The organism is Stenotrophomonas sp. JAI102, from assembly GCF_013409105.1.
GTDB lineage: Bacteria > Pseudomonadota > Gammaproteobacteria > Xanthomonadales > Xanthomonadaceae > Stenotrophomonas > Stenotrophomonas maltophilia_AA.
On the sequence record NZ_JACCCI010000002.1, the window covers coordinates 986,299 to 1,006,768 of the forward strand.

At 69.9% G+C, this 20,470-nt stretch carries 13 protein-coding genes and 1 riboswitch; of the genes, 7 read left to right on the plus strand and 6 right to left on the minus strand.

What is annotated here, in order from left to right:
* Positions 1-10 precede the first annotated feature (10 nt).
* Entirely contained in the window at positions 11-913 is a 903-nt protein-coding gene (locus HDC96_RS12960; protein WP_179460321.1) for a M23 family metallopeptidase, read from the minus strand.
* Positions 914-1,030: 117 nt separating this feature from the next.
* Positions 1,031-1,151: riboswitch (SAM riboswitch) on the plus strand.
* Between the two features lie 77 nt (positions 1,152-1,228).
* Here HDC96_RS12960 and HDC96_RS12965 point away from each other — a divergent pair.
* From HDC96_RS12965 to HDC96_RS12975, 3 genes are read left to right on the plus strand one after another with little or no spacing between them, the layout of a single operon-like run.
* Positions 1,229-2,260 (plus strand): homoserine O-succinyltransferase, encoded by a 1,032-nt coding sequence (locus HDC96_RS12965; RefSeq protein WP_179460322.1) that lies wholly within the window; start codon positions 1,229-1,231, stop codon positions 2,258-2,260.
* The gene (locus HDC96_RS12970) at positions 2,257-3,501 is read left to right on the plus strand and encodes an O-succinylhomoserine (thiol)-lyase (protein ID WP_179460323.1); all 1,245 of its coding nucleotides are present in this window, start codon (positions 2,257-2,259) and stop codon (positions 3,499-3,501) included. The genes HDC96_RS12965 and HDC96_RS12970 overlap by 4 nt, the downstream gene beginning before the upstream one ends.
* Entirely contained in the window at positions 3,498-4,565 is a 1,068-nt protein-coding gene (locus HDC96_RS12975) for a homoserine dehydrogenase (protein ID WP_179460324.1), read from the plus strand. Before HDC96_RS12970 ends, HDC96_RS12975 begins: the two co-directional genes overlap by 4 nt.
* A 115-nt stretch (positions 4,566-4,680) precedes the next feature.
* Here HDC96_RS12975 and HDC96_RS12980 read toward each other — a convergent pair whose 3' ends face one another.
* Together HDC96_RS12980 and HDC96_RS12985 are read right to left on the minus strand one after the other, a co-directional pair.
* Positions 4,681-5,682, minus strand: coding sequence for an alpha/beta hydrolase (locus tag HDC96_RS12980; protein WP_179460325.1), 1,002 nt, complete (start codon positions 5,680-5,682; stop codon positions 4,681-4,683).
* A 114-nt stretch (positions 5,683-5,796) separates the two neighbouring features.
* Positions 5,797-7,179: an L-serine ammonia-lyase gene (locus HDC96_RS12985; protein WP_123730460.1), complete on the minus strand. Its 1,383-nt coding sequence runs from the start codon at positions 7,177-7,179 to the stop codon at positions 5,797-5,799.
* Between the two features lie 97 nt (positions 7,180-7,276).
* Here HDC96_RS12985 and HDC96_RS12990 point away from each other — a divergent pair, with 97 nt between their 5' ends.
* Complete coding sequence (locus HDC96_RS12990) at positions 7,277-7,495, plus strand: glutaredoxin family protein (protein ID WP_179460413.1); 219 nt, start codon at positions 7,277-7,279, stop codon at positions 7,493-7,495.
* 206 nt (positions 7,496-7,701) lie between these two features.
* On the opposite strand, the gene HDC96_RS12995 is transcribed toward HDC96_RS12990, so the two are convergent.
* Genes HDC96_RS12995 through HDC96_RS13005 form a run of 3 tightly spaced genes read right to left on the minus strand, consistent with a single transcriptional unit; the run spans position 7,702 to position 9,520 of the window.
* The gene (locus HDC96_RS12995) at positions 7,702-8,268 is read right to left on the minus strand and encodes a YceI family protein (RefSeq protein WP_179460326.1); all 567 of its coding nucleotides are present in this window, start codon (positions 8,266-8,268) and stop codon (positions 7,702-7,704) included.
* A 2-nt stretch (positions 8,269-8,270) separates the two neighbouring features.
* A complete protein-coding gene (locus tag HDC96_RS13000) occupies positions 8,271-8,843 on the minus strand; it encodes a cytochrome b (RefSeq protein ID WP_179460327.1) in 573 nt (190 codons plus the stop codon).
* Positions 8,840-9,520, minus strand: coding sequence for a YceI family protein (locus HDC96_RS13005; protein WP_257018715.1), 681 nt, complete (start codon positions 9,518-9,520; stop codon positions 8,840-8,842). The genes HDC96_RS13000 and HDC96_RS13005 overlap by 4 nt, the downstream gene beginning before the upstream one ends.
* Positions 9,521-9,704: 184 nt before the next feature.
* Between HDC96_RS13005 and HDC96_RS13010 the strand changes: the two genes are divergently transcribed.
* The 3 genes from HDC96_RS13010 (at position 9,705) to HDC96_RS13020 (ending at position 20,440) form a co-directional block, all read left to right on the plus strand.
* Positions 9,705-13,253, plus strand: coding sequence for an ATP-binding protein (locus tag HDC96_RS13010; RefSeq protein WP_179460329.1), 3,549 nt, complete (start codon positions 9,705-9,707; stop codon positions 13,251-13,253).
* 219 nt (positions 13,254-13,472) lie between these two features.
* Positions 13,473-16,946 carry an ATP-binding protein gene (locus HDC96_RS13015; RefSeq protein ID WP_179460330.1) on the plus strand — a complete coding sequence of 1,158 codons (3,474 nt, stop codon included), beginning with the start codon at positions 13,473-13,475 and terminating at the stop codon, positions 16,944-16,946.
* Complete coding sequence (locus tag HDC96_RS13020) at positions 16,943-20,440, plus strand: response regulator (RefSeq protein WP_179460331.1); 3,498 nt, start codon at positions 16,943-16,945, stop codon at positions 20,438-20,440. Before HDC96_RS13015 ends, HDC96_RS13020 begins: the two co-directional genes overlap by 4 nt.
* Positions 20,441-20,470 lie beyond the last annotated feature (30 nt).

The following is a 20,470-nucleotide window of genomic DNA, read 5'->3' on the forward strand; positions in this document are numbered from 1 at the left end:
ATGGCCGGGGTCAGGGCAGGGCGGATGCGCCGGCCTCGTCCATGGTCCGGGCGAAGCGCAGCTCGCCCTGGGGGCTGACGATGCGGGCCGGGATCGAGCGCAGCCGCATGCCCGCATTGACCTGCACCGCGAAGTGCAGATGCGGGGCCGCGCTGTAGCCGGTATTGCCCGACAGCCCGATGCGTTGCCCCACCTGGACCTGCTCGCCCGGGCGCACCAGTGCGCCGTTGTGCTGCAGATGGGCGTACACGGCCATGCTGCCGTCCTCATGCAGCACCCGCACCAGGTTGGCCCGGCCCAGATCGTGGTCGCGGTCCTGGCCATTGCCCTGGTACCCGGCCTGGACCTGCATGACGGTGCCGGCCCGCGCCGCGAGCACGGGGCTGCCTTCGGGCAGCGCGAAGTCGATGGCGTCGCGGTTCTCCGGGTCGGTGTGGCTGTATTGCCCTTGCGGCGCCTGGCTGACCTGGATGCGGGCAGCATCGAAGGGGAGCAGATAGGCCACATCGCGTGGGCGCGCCGCCGGATCCCCCGGGACGGCGATCATGTCCAGCCGGATCGCGGTCGCACCGGCGGGTGGCTGCAGGCGGGTGACCACCACGCTGGCCGCGCCGGCGATCACTGCCTGCAGGGGCAGGCCCGGCATCGCCGGGGTGCCTGCGGCGGGCCGCACCGAGACCTGGGCCGGACCGGCCAGGCGGTTGTCGACCCGCGCCTGCCAGCGCTCGCCGGCGCCTTCCAGGGTCAGCACGGCGAGGCCGGGCGCTGCCGCCACCGGGGCGGGACGGGCAGGGCTGGTTTTCGCCGGGCGGTCGATCCGCCAGCCGTTGCGCCAGTCACTGGCCGGCGCGGTACCGGCGTTCAGCGCCGGGGCCAGGACGAGGATCAGGGTGGGCAGACGCAGGCAGCGCAAGGCTCTGGCCGATTGGGAAGGTGCCCCGAGTATGCGTGACTGATGATCATCTGGAATATATATCGCTTCATGCCGATGAAGGGATTGACATGACCCGGAAGCACTGGCATCGTGGCTCCACCATCGAGACCGGCAGAGGGACAGGCCCTTTGAAGCCGGGGCAGCCCGCAGACGCGAAAGCGACCTGCGTAGGTGCCAAATCCTGCGGAGACCGTTGGTGTCTTCCGAAAGATGGTTCGAACCGTGCACCGTGCGTGCGCTTCGAACGCGAGCTCCGCGAAAGCTCGATGGCCGACTCCTACTTTGGATACCGCCATGCGTTTCGCCACCGCCGCCCCTGTCGCCACCGACTCTTTCGCACCGCTCAGCGTCCCCGTCGACGCTGGGCTGAACGCCGTGCGCGGCGATATCGCGGCGGTGCTGTCGATGCGTCACGGCGGGCCGCGGCCGGTGCGCCTGCGCTACGAATGCGTCGGTCGCGCCGATGCGCCGGTGGTGGTGCTGGCCGGCGGCATCTCCGCGCATCGCCACGTGGCGGCCAATGCCGAATTCCCCGAAAAGGGCTGGGCCGAAGGCCTGGTCGCCGCGGGCCGCGCGCTGGATCCGGCCTCGCTGCGCATCCTGGCCTTCGATTTCATCGGCGCCGACGGTGCGCTGGACCTGCCGATCGATACCGCCGACCAGGCCGATGCGCTTGCCCTGCTGCTGGATCATCTCGGCATCGCCCGCCTGCAGTGCTTCATCGGCTACTCCTACGGCGCGCTGGTCGGCCAGCAGTTCGCGATCCGTCACCGCGAGCGCCTGCAGAAGCTGATCGCGGTGAGCGGCGCGCATCGTCCGCATCCGTATGCCGCGGCCTGGCGCGCGCTGCAGCGCCGCGCGGTCGCGCTGGGCCAGCTGCAGTGCGCCGAAAGCCACGGGCTGTCGCTGGCGCGCCAGTTCGCCATGCTCAGCTACCGGACGCCGGAAGAATTCGGCGAGCGCTTCGACGCCGCGCCGGAAGTGGTCAATGGCCGCGTGCGCGTCGCCGCTGAAGATTATCTGGATGCCGCCGGTGCGCAGTACGTCGCCCGTACCCCGGTCGATGCCTACCTGCGCCTGTCCGAATCGATCGACCTGCATCGCATCGACCCGGCCGCCATCCTGGTGCCGACCGTCGTGGTCGCCGTGGAAGGCGATCGCCTGGTGCCGCTGGCCGACTGCGTCGGCCTGGTCGAGGGGCTGGGCCCGCGCGGCAGCCTGCGCGTGCTGCGCTCGCCGTATGGCCACGACGCCTTCCTGAAAGAAACCGATCGCATCGACGCGATCCTCGCCACCGCTTTTCGATCCCCCGGAGAAACCGCATGAGCCGTTCCGCTGGTACCGAGCCGTCCTGTAGCCGCGTCACCGCCGCCGTGCGTGCCGGCATCGACCGTGACACCGCCCACGGCGCGGTGACCCCGCCGATCGTGCTGTCCTCGAACTTCAGCTTCGATGGCTTCGGCAACAAGCGCCAGTACGACTACACGCGCAGCGGCAACCCGACCCGGGACCTGCTCGGCGAAGCGTTGGCCGAACTGGAAGGCGGCGCGGGCGGGGTGGTCACCTCGACCGGCATGGGCGCGATCAACCTGGTGCTCAATGCACTGCTGCAGCCCGGCGACACCCTGGTGGTGCCGCACGATGCGTACGGCGGCAGCTGGCGCCTGTTCAACGCACTGGCAAAGAAGGGTCACTTCGGCCTGATCACCGCCGACCTGACCGATCCGCGCTCGCTGGCCGACGCGCTGGCGCAGTCGCCGACCCTGGTGCTGATCGAAACCCCGTCCAACCCGCTGCTGCGCATCACCGACCTGCGCTTCGTCATCGATGCCGCGCACAAGGCCGGGGCCAAGGTGGTGGTCGACAACACGTTCCTGTCGCCGGCGCTGCAGCAGCCGATCAGCTTCGGTGCCGATCTGGTGCTGCACTCCACCACCAAGTACATCAACGGGCACAGCGATGTGGTCGGCGGGGCGGTGATCGCACGTGATCCGGCGGTGCACGAGCAGCTGGTGTGGTGGGCGAACGCGCTGGGCCTGACCGGCTCGCCGTTCGATGCGTTCCTGACCCTGCGCGGCCTGCGTACGCTCGGTGCGCGCCTGCGTGCGCACCAGGAAAACACGGCCGCCGTGGTCGAGCTGCTGGCCGCCAGCGATGCGGTCGCCAGCGTGTACTACCCCGGCCTGGCCGATCATCCCGGCCATGCCATCGCGGCCCGCCAGCAGAGCGGTTTCGGCGCGATGCTCTCGTTCGAACTGGCCTCGTGCCCGGGCGAGGATCCGCATGCGGCGGTGCGCGCGTTCGTGGATGGCCTGCGCTGTTTTACCCTGGCCGAGTCGCTGGGCGGCGTCGAGAGCCTGGTCGCGCATCCGGCGACCATGACCCACGCCGCGATGACCCCGGAAGCGCGTGCGCATGCCGGGATCAGCGAAGGGCTGCTGCGCCTCTCGGTCGGCATCGAGTCGCCGGAAGATCTGGTGGCCGATCTGCAGGGCGGGCTGGAGCGCGCGCAGGTGGTGATCGATCAGCATCGTGATGTGCAGCGGCGCAAACAGGTGGATGCATGAGCGCGGTCCTGACCCTGCCACTGGCCGCCCATCGAAAGCTGGCGCTGCTCGGCACCGGGACGGTCGGCACCGCCTTCGTGCAGCGCTATGCCGCGCTGCAGGACCGCGGCGTCACCCTGCCGTCGTTCTCGTGGCTGGCCAATTCGCGTACGGCGCGGGCCTGCGAACAGACCCCCGCACACGAGCTTGCACAGGCCAACCTTGCGGCGCGCGGCGCGGTGGTGCTGCAGCCTTGGGCGGAAGCCGAAGGCCTGCAGCGTGGCGATGTGGTGGTCGATGCGACGGCCAGTGACGAGGTCGCCAATTGGCACGAACAGTGGTTGGCGCGTGGCGTGCACGTGGTGACCGCCAACAAGCTCGGCCAGGGCGCGCAGCTGGCCCGTGCCCAGGCCATCGCCGACAGCGGACAGCAGGGTGCTGCGCATTACGGCGACAGTGCAACGGTGGGTGCAGGCCTGCCGCTGCTGAGCAGCCTGCGCGCGCTGGTCGCCGGTGGCGACCGCATCCATCGCGTGGAGGGCGTACTGTCCGGTTCGCTGGCCTGGTTGTTCCATCACTTCGATGGCCAGCGCCCGTTTTCGGCGTGGGTGCGCGAGGCCGCCGAGGCCGGCTACACCGAGCCGGACCCGCGCGTGGATCTCTCCGGCGAGGACGTGCGTCGCAAACTGCTGATCCTGGCGCGGGCCAGCGGCATCGCGCTGCGCGCCGAGCAGGTACGGGTCGCCTCGCTGGTACCGGAGGCGCTCGCCGCGCAGTCACCGGCGGATGCGCTGGGCCGGCTTTCGCTGCTGGACGCACCGCTGCAGGCTTACTGGCAGCAGGCGCAGGAACAAGCAGGGTGTCTACGTTTCGTCGGTGGTTTCGATCACGACGGGGCCTCCGTCGGGCTGCGTGTACTGCCGCGCGACCATCCGCTGGCCGGCGGCGCGCAGACCGACAACCGGGTGGCGATCCACAGCGACCGGTATCACGCCCAGCCGCTGCTGATCCAGGGGCCGGGCGCCGGGGCGGAGGTCACCGCCGCCGCGCTACTGGACGACGTGCTGGCGATCGTGCGGCGCTGATTGCCGCGCGATCCCACCCAGGCACACGGTAGCGCCAGGGTGGGCTGGCTGCGTCGGTGGAGAACGCTGAGGACGGCCGCTGCCACGCATGGCGTGGCACTACCGGGGTGTCGGCTCAGTCGTGTTGTGAGAGCGCCTTGAGCAATGCCGCATTGAACCGTGCCGGATCCTGCACCTGCGGCGAGTGGCCGAGGTCTTCGAAGGTCACCAGGGTGGCGCCCGGAATCGCCGCGGCGGCCGCCTTGCCCAGCGCCGGGTAATTGCCCAGCGTCGCTTTCAGCGCCGGCGGCGCCAGATCACGGCCGATCGCGGTGCGGTCGGTCTGGCCGATGAACAACGTGGTCGGCACGGTCAGCGTCGGCAACTCATAAACAACCGGCTGGTTGAACACCATGTCAGAGGTCAGCGCCTGACTCCACGCCACCGCCTGTTTGCCGGGGCCGTCGTACATGCGCGACTGCATGCGCACCCACTGCTCGTACTCGGGCTTCCACTGGCCGTTGTAGTACACCTCCAGCTGGTACTTTTTGATGCTGTCGAAGCTGGTCTTCAGCTCGCCCGCGTACCAGGCATCGATGCTGCGCCAGGGCACGCCCTTGGCCTTCCAGTCTTCCAGGCCGATCGGGTTGACCAGCGACAGGCTGAGCAATCGCTGGGGATACATCAACGCGAAGCGCGCCGCCAACATGCCGCCCATTGAATGGCCGACGATGTGCAGCTTGCCTTCGCCATAGCCCAGATGCTCCAGCAGCGCTTCCGTATTGGCCGCCAGCTGGCCGAACGAGTACTGGTAGCGCCCGGGCTTGCTCGATTTGCAGAAGCCGACCTGGTCCGGTGCGATCACCCGGTAGCTGGCCGCGCTCAGCGCCGCGATGGTGTCCTTCCAGGTGGCCGCGCAGAAGTTCTTGCCATGCAGCAGCACGACCGTCCCGGCGAAGCCTTTGCCACTGGCAGGAACGTCGATGTAGGCCATCTCCAGCGGCTGGCGCTGTGACTCGAAGCGGAAGATCTTGACCGGGTACGGGTAATCGAAGCCTTCCAGCCGCGGGCCGTAGGTCTCGGCGGCGAGGGTGGTCAGCGGCAGGCAGGCGAGCAGGGCGGCGGCCAGGATGCGCATGGCAGTCTCCGGAACAGGGAAGACCTGACTGTACCGGAGCGGCCGTGCAGGCGGGCCGATGATGCGAACGACAGCGGCCGACCCGAGGTCGGCTCTACCGTCGTGGGCGGTCGATCAGCACTCGATGACGTTGACCGCCAGCCCCCCGCGGCTGGTTTCCTTGTACTTGTCCTGCATGTCGCGGCCGGTGTCGCGCATGGTCTTGATGACCTTGTCCAGCGACACCTTGTGCTTGCCATCGCCGCGCATCGCCATGCGCGAGGCGTTGATCGCCTTGACCGCGCCCATCGCATTGCGTTCGATGCAGGGGATCTGGACCAGGCCACCGATCGGGTCGCAGGTCAGGCCGAGGTTGTGTTCCATGCCGATCTCGGCGGCGTTCTCGATCTGGCTCGGATTGCCGCCCAGCGCGGCGACCAGGCCGCCGGCCGCCATCGAGCAGGCCACGCCCACCTCGCCCTGGCAGCCGACTTCGGCACCGGAGATCGAGGCGTTTTCCTTGTACAGAATGCCGATCGCCGCCGAGGTCAGCAGGAAATCGAACACGCGCTGTTCGTTGGCGCCGGGGCAGAAGCGGTCGAAATAGTGCAGCACCGCCGGCAGTACGCCGGCGGCGCCGTTGGTCGGTGCGGTGACCACGCGGCCACCGGCGGCGTTTTCCTCATTCACCGCCAGCGCGTACAGGTTGACCCAGTCCAGCGTGGTCAACGGATCGCGCATCGCCGCTTCCGGCTTGGAGGACAGTTCGCGGTACAACGCCGGGGCACGGCGCGAGACATGCAGGCCGCCGGGCAGGGTGCCTTCCTGGCGGATGCCGCGCTCCACGCAGGCCTGCATGGCGCTCCAGATTTCGCGCAGGCTGTCGCGGATCTCGTCTTCGGTGCGCCAGCACTTCTCGTTCTCGAACATCATCTGGGCGATGCTCAACCCGCTGCGCGCGGTCTGCGCGAGCAGTTCGTCGCCGCTCTTGAACGGGTAGGGCAGCGGGGTTTCATCGGGCACGATGCGGTCATCGGCCGCATCGTCCTGGTTGACCACGAAGCCGCCGCCGACGGAGTAGTAGTCGCGCGTGGCGATCACCTGCTCATCGGCGCCATAGGCGGTGAAGCGCATGCCGTTGGTGTGGTACGGCAGCTTCTGGCGCTTGTTCAGGCCCAGGTCGCGCTTCTCGTCGAAGGCGATCTCGTGCTGTCCCATCAGGCGGATGCGCTTGCTGCTGCGGATGCGCTCGAGCGTCTCCGGGATGATGTCGGGGTCGATCAGGTTCGGGCGCTGGCCCTCCAGCCCGAGCAGCACGGCCTTGTCGGTGCCATGGCCGCGGCCGGTCAGCGCCAGCGAGCCGTAGACATCCGCGCGGATGCGCACCACGTCCTGCAGGTGGCCCGGATCAAGCAGCCAGCGGTGCACGAAACGTTCGGCAGCCTTCATCGGTCCCACGGTGTGCGAAGAACTCGGGCCAATGCCGATCTTGAAAACGTCGAACGTGCTGACAGCCATGATTGCCAAACTGCGGGTATCGGATGGAGCGCTATTCTATGCGCTTCGTGCGGCCGGCTCTGGCTGCGGCGCAACATTTCCCAAGGCGGGTGGGCCGGTGTTTACCTTGTACCAGCGTGATGACTGCCATTTGTGCGACCAGGCCCTGGCGGTGCTGGCCCAGGCCCGGCTTGCCGATCTGGACAGTGTGTTCATCGATGACGATGCCGCGCTGGAGGCCCGCTACGGGCTGCGGGTGCCGGTGTTGCGCGATGCGCAGGGGCGGGAACTGGACTGGCCGTTCGATGTGGCGGGACTGCGGGACTGGATCGGCTGACACCGGGCGTTCCAACGAGGGCCTGACGTCGGTCGTCGGTGCCCGACGCCGCTCGGCGGTGCTTGATGTCGCTCGCGGTGCCTGATGTGGCTCGCGGTGCCGGATGCGGCTCGCGCTGCCTGATGCGGTAGTGCCGGCCGCTGGCCGGCTCCCCGGAGTCGATCACCGCCCGAGGAGCCGGCCAGCGGCCGGCACTACCGATGACGTTACTTCGCTTTCAGTACCACCTTGGTGCTGATCGCGGTCTCGTTCGGGATCGTTTTGGTGTCCGCCCAGTCGCCGCCGCCCACGCCGAAGTCGAGGCGCTTGACCGTGGCCTTGCCGGCCAGCACGGGCTGCGCGCCCGGGGTCCAGGTGAAGGTCAGGGTGACCGGCTTGCTCACGCCGCGCAGTTCCAGCGTGCCGTCGGCGGCGTACTGGTTGTTGCCGAGCGAGCGGAACCTGGTGGCGCTGTACTTGGCCTGCGCGAACTTGCCCACGTTGAAGAAGTCCGCGCCCTGCAGGGTCGAATCGCGGTCGCTGTTGCCGCTCTTGGCGCCGGCCAGCGGAATGGTCACTTCCAGCTTGGCGTCATCCAGCTTGGCCGGATCGAAACTGATCTTGGTATCGAAGCCCGGGAAGGTGCCGGTGAACACTTCGCCGTCGTACTTGGTGGCGAAGGCCAGTACCGAGCCGGGCGCCTGCACGTAATCGGCGGCTAGCACCGGGGCGGTGGCCAGCAGGCCGGCCAGGGCGGCGGCGACCGCGGCGGGGGAGGTGAGCTTGATGTTCATGGTCAATCCTTCTGGGGGGAGGCAAGCCAGCGCTGCGGGAGCATGCGCGCAAGCGTGGCATCGCGTTGGTAAAAATGGTGATAGAGCGCGGCACCGGCATGGGCCACGACCACGGCGATCAGCAGCCAGAAGCCCCACTCATGGATGGCGTGCGAGATCTGGGTGACGCGTTCGTCCGGTGGGCTCAGCTTCGGCACATCGACCAGGCCGAACCAGCGGAACGGGCGCAGGCCGCTGGCCGAGTCGTACAGCCAGCCCGACAGCGGAAGGGCGAACATCAGCACGTACAGCAGCCAATGCGTGGCCGAGGCGATGCGCTCCTGCCAGGTCGGCGTTCCCGGCACCGGATGCGGTGCGCCGGCGTACAGGCGCCACAGCAGGCGGGTCACGACCAGCGCCAGCACGGTGATGCCGATCGATTTGTGCAGGGTGTAGACCCAGAAGTACTTCGGGGTCCTGGGCAGTTCGCCCATGGTCAGCCCGACGATGCCGAGGGCGAGGATCAGCACGGCGATCAACCAGTGCAGGGTCAGGCTGACGCCGCCCCAGCGGGTCGGGGTGTTCTTGGCGGTCATGGCGTGGTCTCCTGGACCGGCTGTGGAGTCTCTGAGTCGGCCGGGGCGGCGGGAGTTCCCGGCGCATCGGTGGGCGCGGCATCGGCAGGATCGCCGGCGTTGCGATCACGCACGGCTTCGGCCTCGATCCGCAACTGCACCTCGTCGCCGATCATCGAGGCCCAGCCATCCACGCCGAAGGCACTGCGGCTGAGCGTGGCGGTCGCCGAGAAGCCGGCGGTACGCCGGAACGGTGGCAGCGGGTGGCGTTTGAGCGCATTGAGGGTCACCGCCAGGGTGACCTCGCGGGTCACGCCACGCACGGTGAGCTGGCCGATGACGTTGGCGTGGGTCGGATCGATCGGTTCGACCCGGGTCGAGACGAACCGCGCTTCGGGGAAGCGCTCGCCATCGAGCAGGTTGCGCGCCAGCGTGGCCGTGTTCCATTTGGCGTCGCCCAGGTCCAGGCGCTGGATCGGCACGGTGACGTCGAGACGCGCCGTGCGCCAGTCGTCCGGATCGAACACCAGCACGCCTTCGCTGCCGGACACGGTGCCGAGTGCATGCGAGAAGCCGGCATGTTCGACCGCGAACAACACGCGGGTGTGCACCGGATCGAGCCGATAGCGGTCAGGGGCGGCGATGGCCAGCAGCGGGGTGGCCGCCAGCAGCAGGGCAAGGGTCAGGCGCGTGAGCAAGGCGCTGGCTCCGTCAGGGTCTGTGGCGATCATACGCACAGCCGGGTGCCGGGAAGCAGGGTCATGGCTGCAACAGATCGTGGTGCGGCCGGCAACAGCCGTTCCATCCACGGCAGCCCGGCCAGGATGCGGACACCGTCCTGATCGCTGTGTGACAATCCGTACCAACAGGGAGACCGGATCGATGAGCACGCGCCGCTGGGGTGCAGGCATCGTGCTGTTGGGGCTGTGGTTGTGCGCAGTGCCGTCAGTGTTGGAAGCCGCAGGGACATCGGCAGAAACGCCACGCTTGCGCCGCCTCGGCGCGGCCGAGGGTATGCCCTCGCGCATGGTGCTGGCCTTGGCCCAGGATCGGCAGGGGTATATCTGGGCCGGTACCGATGATGGCCTGGCCCGCGTGGATGGCGTGGGCCTGCGGGTCTGGCGGAATGATCCGGCCGACCCGGGCTCGCTGCCCGGCAACGAGGTGGAAACGCTGCTGATCGATCCACTGGATCGCGTCTGGGTCGGCAGCAACGGGGTCGGCCTGAGCATGCTCGGTCCCGACCGCAGCGCGTTCACCCGCTTTCCTGCGTTGAGCGAGGCCTGCGAAGGCCAGTTCTGGTCGCTGGCGTATGCCTCGCAATCGTTGTGGATCGGCACCAACCAGCACGGCATCTGCCGGCGCGGCGAGGACGGCACCCTGGTCAGGTACCAGGCTGCCCCGGACGATCCGCGCAGCCTGCCCGACAACACCATCTACAGTCTGTTGGCCGATCCGCAGGGGCGGGTCTGGGTGGGCACGTCCAACGGCGTGGCGCGCTGGGATGGCGACGGCTTCACCCGCATCGCGCCGGCGCTGCTCGGCGGCAAGAGCGTGTTCCGCCTCACCCGGGAGCCCGACGGCACGGTCTGGGCAGGGACCGAAGGCGGCCTGTTCCGGATCGGTGCCGACGACCAGGTCCGGCCCGCGCCCTGGACGCTCAGTGCGGACGTGCGCGCGGCCACCGTCATCCACGATCGCAACGGCGGCTATTGGCTGGGGACGGCCGATGGCCTGTACCGCGGTGATGCGGGCAGGGTACGGTTGCTGGCCGGCGATGCCGGCAGTGGCTTCCTGACCGCCCGCAGCGGCGTGCTGGACATGCTGCAGGACCACGAAGGCGGCCTGTGGGTGGCGATGCTGACCCAGGGGCTGGCGTATCTGCCACCGGACTGGAAGCGCTTCTCCAGCTGGTACCAGCTCGACGGCAAACCGCTGGACAGCGTCTATCTGCTCGGCGCGGCAGCGCTCGGCGACACCTACTACATCTCCGGTGCGCACGGCCTGTACACGTTGGATGCGCAGGGCCAGCTGCGGCAGATCGCCGACGACACGCAGATCGGGGTCGGCGCGACGTGGTCGCTGCTGCCACGCGAGGACGGCGCGGTATGGCTCGGTCGCGCCGGTCGATTGAGCCTGTACCAGCCTGCGACGCGCACGCTGCGCGACTGGAAGATCGGGGGCGGCGCGGATGTGCGGCAGCGCATCGACCTGATCCGCCAGGCGCCCAACGGCGAGCTGTGGCTGTCGGTGATGAACTTCGGCATCCAGCGCCGCGATGCGCAGGGCAACGTGCTCGATACCATCCGCAACGACCAGAACCGCGGATTGACCGAGAATCCGGTCGAGCAGATGGTGTTCGATCCGCGCGGGCAGCTCTGGGTGATGGGCGACGCGATGGGCCTGATGCGATGGCGCATCGACCGTTTCGAACAGGTGCCGGGCATCTCCCGCGGCAGCATCTACGATGCGGCGTGGACCGGCCAGGATGAACTGTGGCTGGCACGCCAGGGGGCGCTGGAGCGTTATCGCTGGGATGGCCTGAGCATGAGCCTGCGCGAACGCGTCGGGGCGGCCGAGGGACTGCCCGCGGTTTCGATGGGCGGCCTGGCGCTGGGCAGCGATGGGCAGGTATGGGCGACCACGCCCCGCGGCCTGATCCGATGGAACGGCGCCGAGCGGCGGCTGCGCCTGTATGGCGAGCGCGACGGCCTGCCGGATGTGGAGTTCAGCAATCGCCCGCCGGTGCAGGCGCGCGATGGCCGGGTCCTGGCGGTGACCGCGACCGGTCTGGTCGGCTTCGATCCGGATGCGGCGGACAGGGTGCTGCCGCCCTCGCAGTTGGTGATCGACAGCGTGCAGGTGCGCCGCGACGATGCCGAAGGCCAGCAGATGCTGCCGACCCAGGCGCCCATCGTGCTGGGACCGCAGGACCGCGACCTGATCGTATCCGCCCGCCTGCTGTCCTTCGCCAATCCGCAGGGCAACCGCTACCGCTACCGGGTATCCGGCTACGACCAGAACTGGGTGATGCAGGCTGCCGATGGGGAGCGGATGCTGTCGCGCCTACCGGCGGGGCATTACCGCATCGAGGTGCAGGCGGCCACGTCGCAGGGCGCGTGGACGCCGCCGAGCACGCTGGAGCTGGAGGTGCGCCCGCCGTGGTGGCGCAGTGGCTGGGCGATCGTGGGCTACGTGCTGCTCGGCCTGGTCGGCATCGCGGCGCTGGCCTACGTGGCGCGTGCGCGCCTGCGCCGTCGCCAGCAATGGCAGTTGACGGTGCACAAGCAGCAGTTGGCCGAGCAGGCCTCGCAGGCCAAGAGCCGGTTCCTGGCCACGCTCGGGCATGAAGTGCGCACGCCGATGACCGGCGTGCTGGGCATGAGCGAACTGCTGCTGTCCACGTCGCTGGACGAGGTGCAGCGTGGCTATGCCGGTTCGATCCAGCACGCCGGCAAACACCTGCTGCGGCTGGTCAACGATGCGCTGGATCTGGCCCGGATCGAGGCGGGGCGGCTGGAGCTGGATCTGCGGCCGTTCGATCTGATGTCCCTGCTCGACCAGGTCGAGGCGCTGATGGAACCGATGGCCCATCACCGTGGGCTGGCCTTCGAACGCAGCTTCAATCTGCCCGGTCCGGTGCAGGTCAGTGGCGATGAGATGCGCGTACGCCAGATCCTGATGAACCTGCTCGGCAACGCGATCAAATTCACCGAGCACGGCCATGTCGGGCTCGGTGTCGAGCTGGCCGACGACGGCCGCACGATCATCTTCGAGGTCTCCGACACCGGGCCGGGGATCAACCAGGACCAGCAGGAGCGGCTGTTCCATCGCTTTGAACAGGCCGACGGTCCGCGGACCGCCTCGCGTTATGGCGGCAGCGGCCTGGGCCTGGCGATCTGCCAGGAACTGGCGGTGGCGATGGGCGGCCGCATCCAGATCGACAGCCGGCTCGGCGATGGCGCCCGCTTCACGGTATCGCTGCCGCTGCCCTGGACCGTGCAGCCGCTCGGCACGCCGCGTGATCCGGGTCAGGAGACGCGCACGCAGTTGCCGCCATTGCGGATCCTGCTGGTCGAAGACGATGCAACCGTCGCCGATGTCATCGCGGGGCTGCTGCGCTCGCGCGGGCACGAGGTGGTGCATGTGCTGCACGGCCTGGCGGCATTGTCGGAGGTGGCAGCCGGCAGCTTCGATGTGGGTCTGCTCGATCTGGATCTGCCGGCGCTGGATGGCCTCGCGATTGCCGGGCAGCTGCGCGCCATGGGCTATGAACTGCCCTTGATCGCGGTGACCGCACGCTCGGATGCGTATGCCGAGCAGCAGGTGCTGGCGGCCGGATTCAATGGCTTCCTGCGCAAGCCGGTGACCGGCGACATGCTGGTCGATGCGATCGCACAGGCGCGCGCGGGCAAACCTCCCCGGTATTGAGCGGTCGCATGCTGTTGCGATTGCCGATTCGTCTTGATTCCTGATTGTTGATCTGAAACTTCATTGATCGGCATGTGACGTGGTCCCGTTCTGGACGGCTGCGTTCGCGCGGCGTTGACGTACCGTGCTGTTCAAGCAGCGGAGGCGGTCGGGGTGCGTGTGGCAGGAGGCCGATCCGAACCGGTGGGCAGGCGGTGGGTGGGGGTGATGCTGGGGGTCATGCTCTGGCTGCCAGCGCTTGCCGCCGCCGGCACCCTGGTCACGTTGCCGTGGCCGCGGCCGATGGGTCCTGCAGACGCGCTGCCGACCTCGGCCATCCGTGCGATCGGCGAAGACCGTGTCGGCTACCTGTGGTTCGCCAGCGATGACGGCCTGCTGCGCTTCGATGGCCATCGCTTCCGCGCGTGGCGCCGTGAGCAGGGGTTGCCTGACGTGGACCTGCGCGCGCTGCATGTCGATGCACAGGATCGCCTCTGGCTGGCGACGGCCTCGGAGGGACTGGTGATGGTCTCCGCCGATCGGCGCGTGATCCAGCCTGTGCCGGGCGATGGGAGCGCAGTGCTGCCGCGCACCGGGGTCGTGCAGATCACCAGCACGCGGGAGGGGATGCTCTGGGTCGGGACCAACGGCAACGGGCTGTTCGCGCGGCATGCCGATGGCCGTTGGCAGGTCGTGCCGCTGCAGCCGCAGGCCGTCCCGGTCGCGCGGGTGACCGCTCTGGTCACCGATCGCGATGGCCGGCTCTGGGTCGGTACGCCCGAGGGCGTGCTGCGGCGCGAGGGCGACCGCTTCCTGGCCGTGCCGTTGCCACCGGATGCGCGCGGTGATGTTCACTCGCTGTGGCCCGATCCCGACGGCGGCGTGTGGGCGAAAACGCGAGGGGGCGTGCATCGCTGGACGGCCGACGGTGCAGTACTGCCCCGGCCCGCGCACCCCGACATACCCCTGCTGCGCAGTACGGCGGGAGAACTGTGGACCAGCGGAGCTGCGGGCCTGCTGCGCCATGCGCGCGGCAAAGCGCCGCAGCCCGTGCCATTGCGCGGGCACGATGGCACCACGCTCCAGGCCGCCGCGGTCGGTCAGGCCCTGGAAGACCGGGTCGGGGGCCTGTGGTGGATCGGTCGCAGCCAGGGGCTGTGGCATCTGCCCGCGCGCTGGCACCAGTTCACGCTGCTGCCGGGTGCACGCGACGGCGGACCGGGACTGGACGGCGACCATGTCCTTGCGCTGGCACCCGCCGGCGACGCGCAGGTGTGGGTGGCCAGCGAGAGCGGCAGCGTGCAGCGCGTGGACCTGCGTACCGGGCGCGCCGACCGTGGCTTCGACTACCGCCCCGCGCGTCTGCGCACGGGTGCCGTGGGCATGGCCGAAGATCGCCGCGGCCAGGTATGGGTGACCAGCGGCAACACGTTGTCCCGTTACGTGCCCGGTACCGGCCGGTTGCGGCACTGGTTGCTGGGGTGGGAGGGCGGTACGGGCGCGGTGGACCTGCAGGCCTGCGGCGACGGCTCGCTCTGGCTGGCCCGTTCCGACCGCATCCAGCGACGCGATGCCGAGGGCGCGCTGCAGTGGTCCGCCGTGCCACAGACACTTGGCCTGGTGCCGCCGGCGCACGGCCCGCACTTGCTGTGTACCGACGATGGCGATCTGTGGGCGGTTGATCGCAGCGGCGTGAAGCGCTGGCTGCCCGCACAGGAACGCTTCGCCTCCGTCGAAGGCGCACCCCGTGACGCGGTGGGCGCGATCGCACGCGGCGGGGACGGCCACTATTGGGTCAGCAGTCCGGGCATGCTGCGCCGCTATCGGTGGGATGGGCAGCGGCTGCGCATGACGCACGGTTTTGGCCAGGCGCAGGGCTACCCGCAGCTGCTCGCGCGTGCGCTGGTGGTCGACGCGCGCGGCGTGGCGTGGGCTGGCGACGCGCGTGGGCTGGTCCGCGTCGATCCGCATGCGGGCGGTGTACGTCGTTTCGGCAGCGACGATGGCCTGCCGGCGCATGATGTGTTGCCACGTCGGCTGGTGCGAACCGCCGGTGACCATGTGGTCGCAGCGGTGCATGAGGGCGGTGTGCTGTTCTTCGACCCGGTGGCCGTGCTGCGTCCGGCACGAACGCCGGGCCTGGTGATACACGCCATTACCGCCCGTCGCGGCAACGCGCAGATCAGCGTGCCGGTCGGCACCGGGCCAGTGCCGCTGTCGGGGGCGGACCGGCACATCCGCGTCGCCGCGCGCCTGCTCAGCGGCGGCGAGCAGGCCCATGTGCGCTACCGGTTCCGGCTGCAGGGGCATGATCCGGAATGGCAGGAAAGCGGTGCCGCCGGGCTGCGCGTGTTCGAAGGTCTGCCGGCAGGTGTGCAGGTGCTGGAGGTACAGGCCCGTCAGGGCGACGGAAGCTGGTCGCCGTCTCGCCGGGTCACCTTGCAGGTCGCGCCGGCGGGGTGGCAGACGCCGCTGGCGCGGTGGGCCGCCGCAGCCGCCGCGATCGGCGTGGCGTGGCTGGGGGCGTGCGGCTATCAGGCGCGTCGCCGGCGGCAGCGGCGCTGGCGCTGGCTGCATGGCCGGCAGCAGCATGCCGAACGCGCATCCGTGCAGCGCACGCGCTTCCTGACCGCGCTGGGCACGCGCATCCGCGTGCCGATGACCGCCGTGCTGGGCTGGAGCGAACTGCTGCTGCGCGCGCCGCTGGCTCCGGAGGAGCGCAACCGGATCAACAGCCTCCATTACGCCGGCGAACACCTGTTGCGGCTGATGGATGATGCGCTGGACATGGCCAGCATCGAGTCCGGGCAGCTGCAGCTGCAGCCGGCACCGTTCGTGCTCCAGGATCTGATCGAAGAACTGCATGCGCTGTTGTTGCCGGTGGCGCACGCCAAGGCGCTGGTGCTGGAGTGGTCCAGCACGGTGCCGGCGTCGGCCTGCTTCATCGGCGATGCGCGACGCCTGCGCCAGATCCTGCTCAACCTGGTGGGCAATGCGCTGAAGTTCACCGTGCAGGGCACGGTCCGGCTGGAAGCGCGGTGGGCGGACGGGCGTGATGGCATGCTGCTGCGGGTGCTCGATACCGGTCCCGGCATGACCTCCGCGCAATGCCAGCGCCTGTTCCAGCGCTTCGAACAGGCCGACGGCGCACGGACGGCCGCAGGCCATGGCGGCAGTGGCCTGGGGTTGTCCATCTCCCGCGATCTGGCGCTGGCCATGGGCGGCGACATCACCGTCAGCAGCCATCCCGGCGAGGGCGCCTGCTTCGATGTCTGCCTGCCGTTGCCCTGCGTCGAGGCCGGTGAGGCAGGCACGCCGTTGCAGGCGCCTGCAGAACCCATCGGTGCCGGACAACTGCAGGTGCTGGTGGTGCATCCGTTGCCGGTGGTCGGCCAGGTGCTGCCGGCAGTGCTGGCATCGCTGGGGCATTCGGCGCGGTATGTGCCGGGGCTCGATGACGTCCCGACCGCAGCGGGCGAGGGCATGGGCTGGGATGTGATCGTGGTCGACCCCGACCTGCGCGTGGGCGCTGAACGGGCGGGTGCGCGATTGTCGCGCTGCTGCCCGGGGGTGCCACGGATCGCCTTGACCCCGCGCGCGGACGCGGGGGCCCAGCGTGAGGCCATGGCAGCAGGTTTCGATGTGTTCCTGCGGCTGCCGGTAAGCCGGGCGGCGCTGGCCGATGGACTGGCGCGCTGCAGGCGCGTCGCATGAAGCACGGGCTGCGACGGCTATGGGTCGGTGTGCTGCTCGGCGGGCTGCTGCCGGCGGTGTCGGCACTGGCGCTGCCGAGCCACGGCGCGCGCGTCACCACCGTGGACGGCCTGCCGTCCAATGTGGTGCATCAGATCGTCGAGGACCGGCAGGGCTATCTCTGGTTCGCGACCGGAGACGGTCTGGCCCGCTACGACGGGAGTGGCTTCCGGGTGTGGCGCATGGAGCACGGCCTGGCCGACAACGAGGTGCGCAGCATGGCGCTGGATGCCCGCGACCAGCTCTGGATCGGGACCGCCAATGGCTACCTGCAGCGACTGTCGGCCGATCGCCAGCAGTTCGAGCGTTGGGCCGGGCCACGCGCGTCGGCCGCCGCGACCAGCCCGGTGCTGGCGATCCTGCCGATGGACGAGGGCAGCGTCTGGTTCGGCACCCGCGACGCCGGGCTGTTCCGGCTGGGACCTGATCGCCGGCTGAGCCAGTACCTGCCGGGTGCCGGGGGCGGCGGCCTGCCGTCGGCACGGGTGGACCACCTCGCGGCCGATCCGCAGGGCGGGGTATGGATCGGCAGTGCGGAGGGTCTGGCGCGGTGGCATGACGATCGGTTCCAGACGCCGGCGATGCTGGGCGCCTCCCTGCTGCCGGTGACGGCGCTGGGGCGGGATGCGCAGGGCGCGATGCGCTCGAGTACCGCCAATGGCACCGAGGTGCGACACCTGCCCGCGTTGCAGCCGGCACCCCGGCCGCGCGAACCGGCACGGTGGCTCGGCCCGAGCCGTGCCGGCGGAAACTGGTTTGCCGACGGCAGGCAGCTGTGGTGGCAGGATCGGCACGGGCAGGATCGCCATGCGATCACGCTGCCCCACCTGCACGGGCGCAGCATGCCGCGCATCGTGCGGGTGGTCGAAGACCGGCAGGGACGGGTCTGGTTGCTGGGCAGCCATCAGGGGGTGTGGCGGCTCGGCGCGCAGTGGCGGCACCTCGAGCGGTTCACGGCACCGGGCAATCCACTGGCCAGTGCACCGGGTGCGTTGTCCACTGCGGCCGACGGGCAGGCGTGGTGGGCGCGCGGCGGGATGCTGGGTAAGGTCTCGCCCGCACACGGATTCTTGCGGGCCCGGTGGTCCTACACGCAGGACCCTTCCCGTCCCGATCGCCACGCGGTGGTCGAAGACGGACAGGGCAGGGTGTGGGTATTCGCAGCCCCGTGGCTGACCCGGATCGATCCTGTGCGGGGGCATCGGCGGCGCTGGCGGGTGGGCGCGGACGACACCGGGCCGGCGACGTCGACGCAGGCCGCCCTGCTGGCCTGCGATGGCCGGGTGTGGCTGGCCGGCAATGGTCGGCTGCAGCAGCGTGCGGAGGACGGCGAGGTCCTGCTCGAGCGCACCTTTGACGCAGTGCGGCTGCGTCCGGGAGGCACCCCCTTTGTCCTGCAATGCGGCCCTGCCGGGCAGCTGTGGCTGGGCGACAGCGACGGACTCAAGCAGTGGCAACCGGCGCACGCTCGCTTTGATCTCGTGCCGGGCGGCCCACGCCGCGCGGTCGGGGCGCTGCACCTGGCCGCCGACGGCCAGCTGTGGGCGGTTGATCCGGACGGCTGGACCGCCTACCGGCGCACGTTTGCTCGCCTGCACCGCTCCACACGCATCGACGCGACGCAGGGGCTGCCGGCGGTGCTGCCGCGGGGACTGGCCGATGCAGTTGATGGGGCGCTGTGGGCCACCACCGCGCGTGGCGTGGTGCGGCTCGCCCCCGACCGCCGCAGCACCCGGTTGTACACCGTCGATGATGGCTTGCCGCCGATGGTGTTCGACCTCGGCCTGGTCGCGGTCGGCGGTCATCTGCTGGCGATGGATCCGGCTGGCGATGTGCTGGCCCTGGATCCGGCCGGCATGCTGGCGGCGACCGTGCCTCCGCTGCTGGTGATCGACCGGGTGCAGGTGCGTCGAAAGCGGCGATGGATCGAGCTGCCTGTGGGCGATCCGCTACGGCTCAACGCCGACGATCGCGACATCCAGTTGTCGGCTAGGCTGCTGTCGGGTGGCCAGCGCGGCTTGACCGACTACCGGTTCCGGTTGCGCGGGCAGGATCCGGCGTGGGTCCGCGCGGGACAACGCGGGACGCGGGGCTTTCCACGCCTGCCGGCCGGCGGACATGTGCTCGAGTTCCAGGCGCGTGGTGTGGACGGCGAGTGGACGCCGCTGCAGCAGGTGCGCCTGCAGGTGGACTACAGCGGCTGGGCCCATCCCGGTGCATGGGCGTTGTTCTGCCTGGTCGCCATGGGCGGCGCGGCGCTGCTGGCAGGGGCCGTGCGGCGCCACCAGAGGCGGGCGAACGCGCGGCGCGCAGCGACACGCCGGCAGGCGCGCGCCGAACGGGCCGCGCAGGCCAAGCAGCAGTATCTCGCCACGCTCGGCCACGAAGTGCGGACGCCGCTGACCGGCGTGCTGGGCATGAGCGAACTGCTGTTGGCCAGGCCGCTGTCAGCGCGCGCGCGCGAGCAGGTGCTGCACATCGAGCAGGGAGGGCGCGCCTTGCTGCAGGTAGTCGACGAGGCGTTGGAGAACGCCCGGCTGCAGGCTGGGAAAGTACGTGTCCAGCCGCGTCGTTTCGCCATCGGACCCTGGAGGATGGACATGGAGGCCGCGCTGGCTGCCTGTCTGGACCTGCACGGTTGCCGGCTGTCGCTGGGCCCTCCACTGCCGGCGGGTGCCTGTCGCGTCGGCGATCCGGACCGGCTGCGACAGGCCGTGCACCTGCTCGCGCGGGAGCTCGCCCTGCAGGTAGGGGCGACCGGCGTGACCCTGCGCATGGCTTGGCTGCCGGGCGGCACCGGCCTGCTGCTGGATGTCATCGCGGTGCCCGGTGCGCTTCCATCGTCGGCGCTGGACGTGGTGCGCGAGAGGTTGGCCGACGTGGACGTGCTGGCCGCTGCGATGCAGGGACAGCTGCGGGTACTACGGTTGTCCGATCTTCGATGGCAGGCCGTGTTGAGCCTGCCGCTGGCCGGTTGCGGCACGCAGTTGCCCGACCTGCAGGCGACGCTGACTGACCACGATGGCCTGCAGGTCCTGCTGGTGGAAGACGATCCTCTCGTGGCCGAGGTCCTCACCGGCCTGCTGCATATGCGCGGTCACGCGGTGGTTGCTGCCGGGCATGCGCTGGCGGCGTTGACCGCCCTGGCCCGACCCGGCCCGCAGCTGATGCTGCTGGATCTGGATCTGCCGGGCATGGACGGACTGTCGCTGCTGCGGCTGGTGCGCCAGCGCGACCCGCGCCTGCCGGTACTGATACTCACGGCCCGCCGTGAGCCGGAACTGGAGGCCTCGGTCACCGCGGCCGGGGCCGACGGTCTGCTGCACAAGCCGCTGCAGGGCGATGCACTGCACGCGGCGATGCAGCGGGTCATGGCAAGGAACGTGGATCGTGCCGGCCCGGGGAACGGTTTACTATGCGGGGCGTTGCCCGATGACCGGGGTGGTCGGGGGTGACAGGCCCATTCCGGGCGACGGCAGTGAATC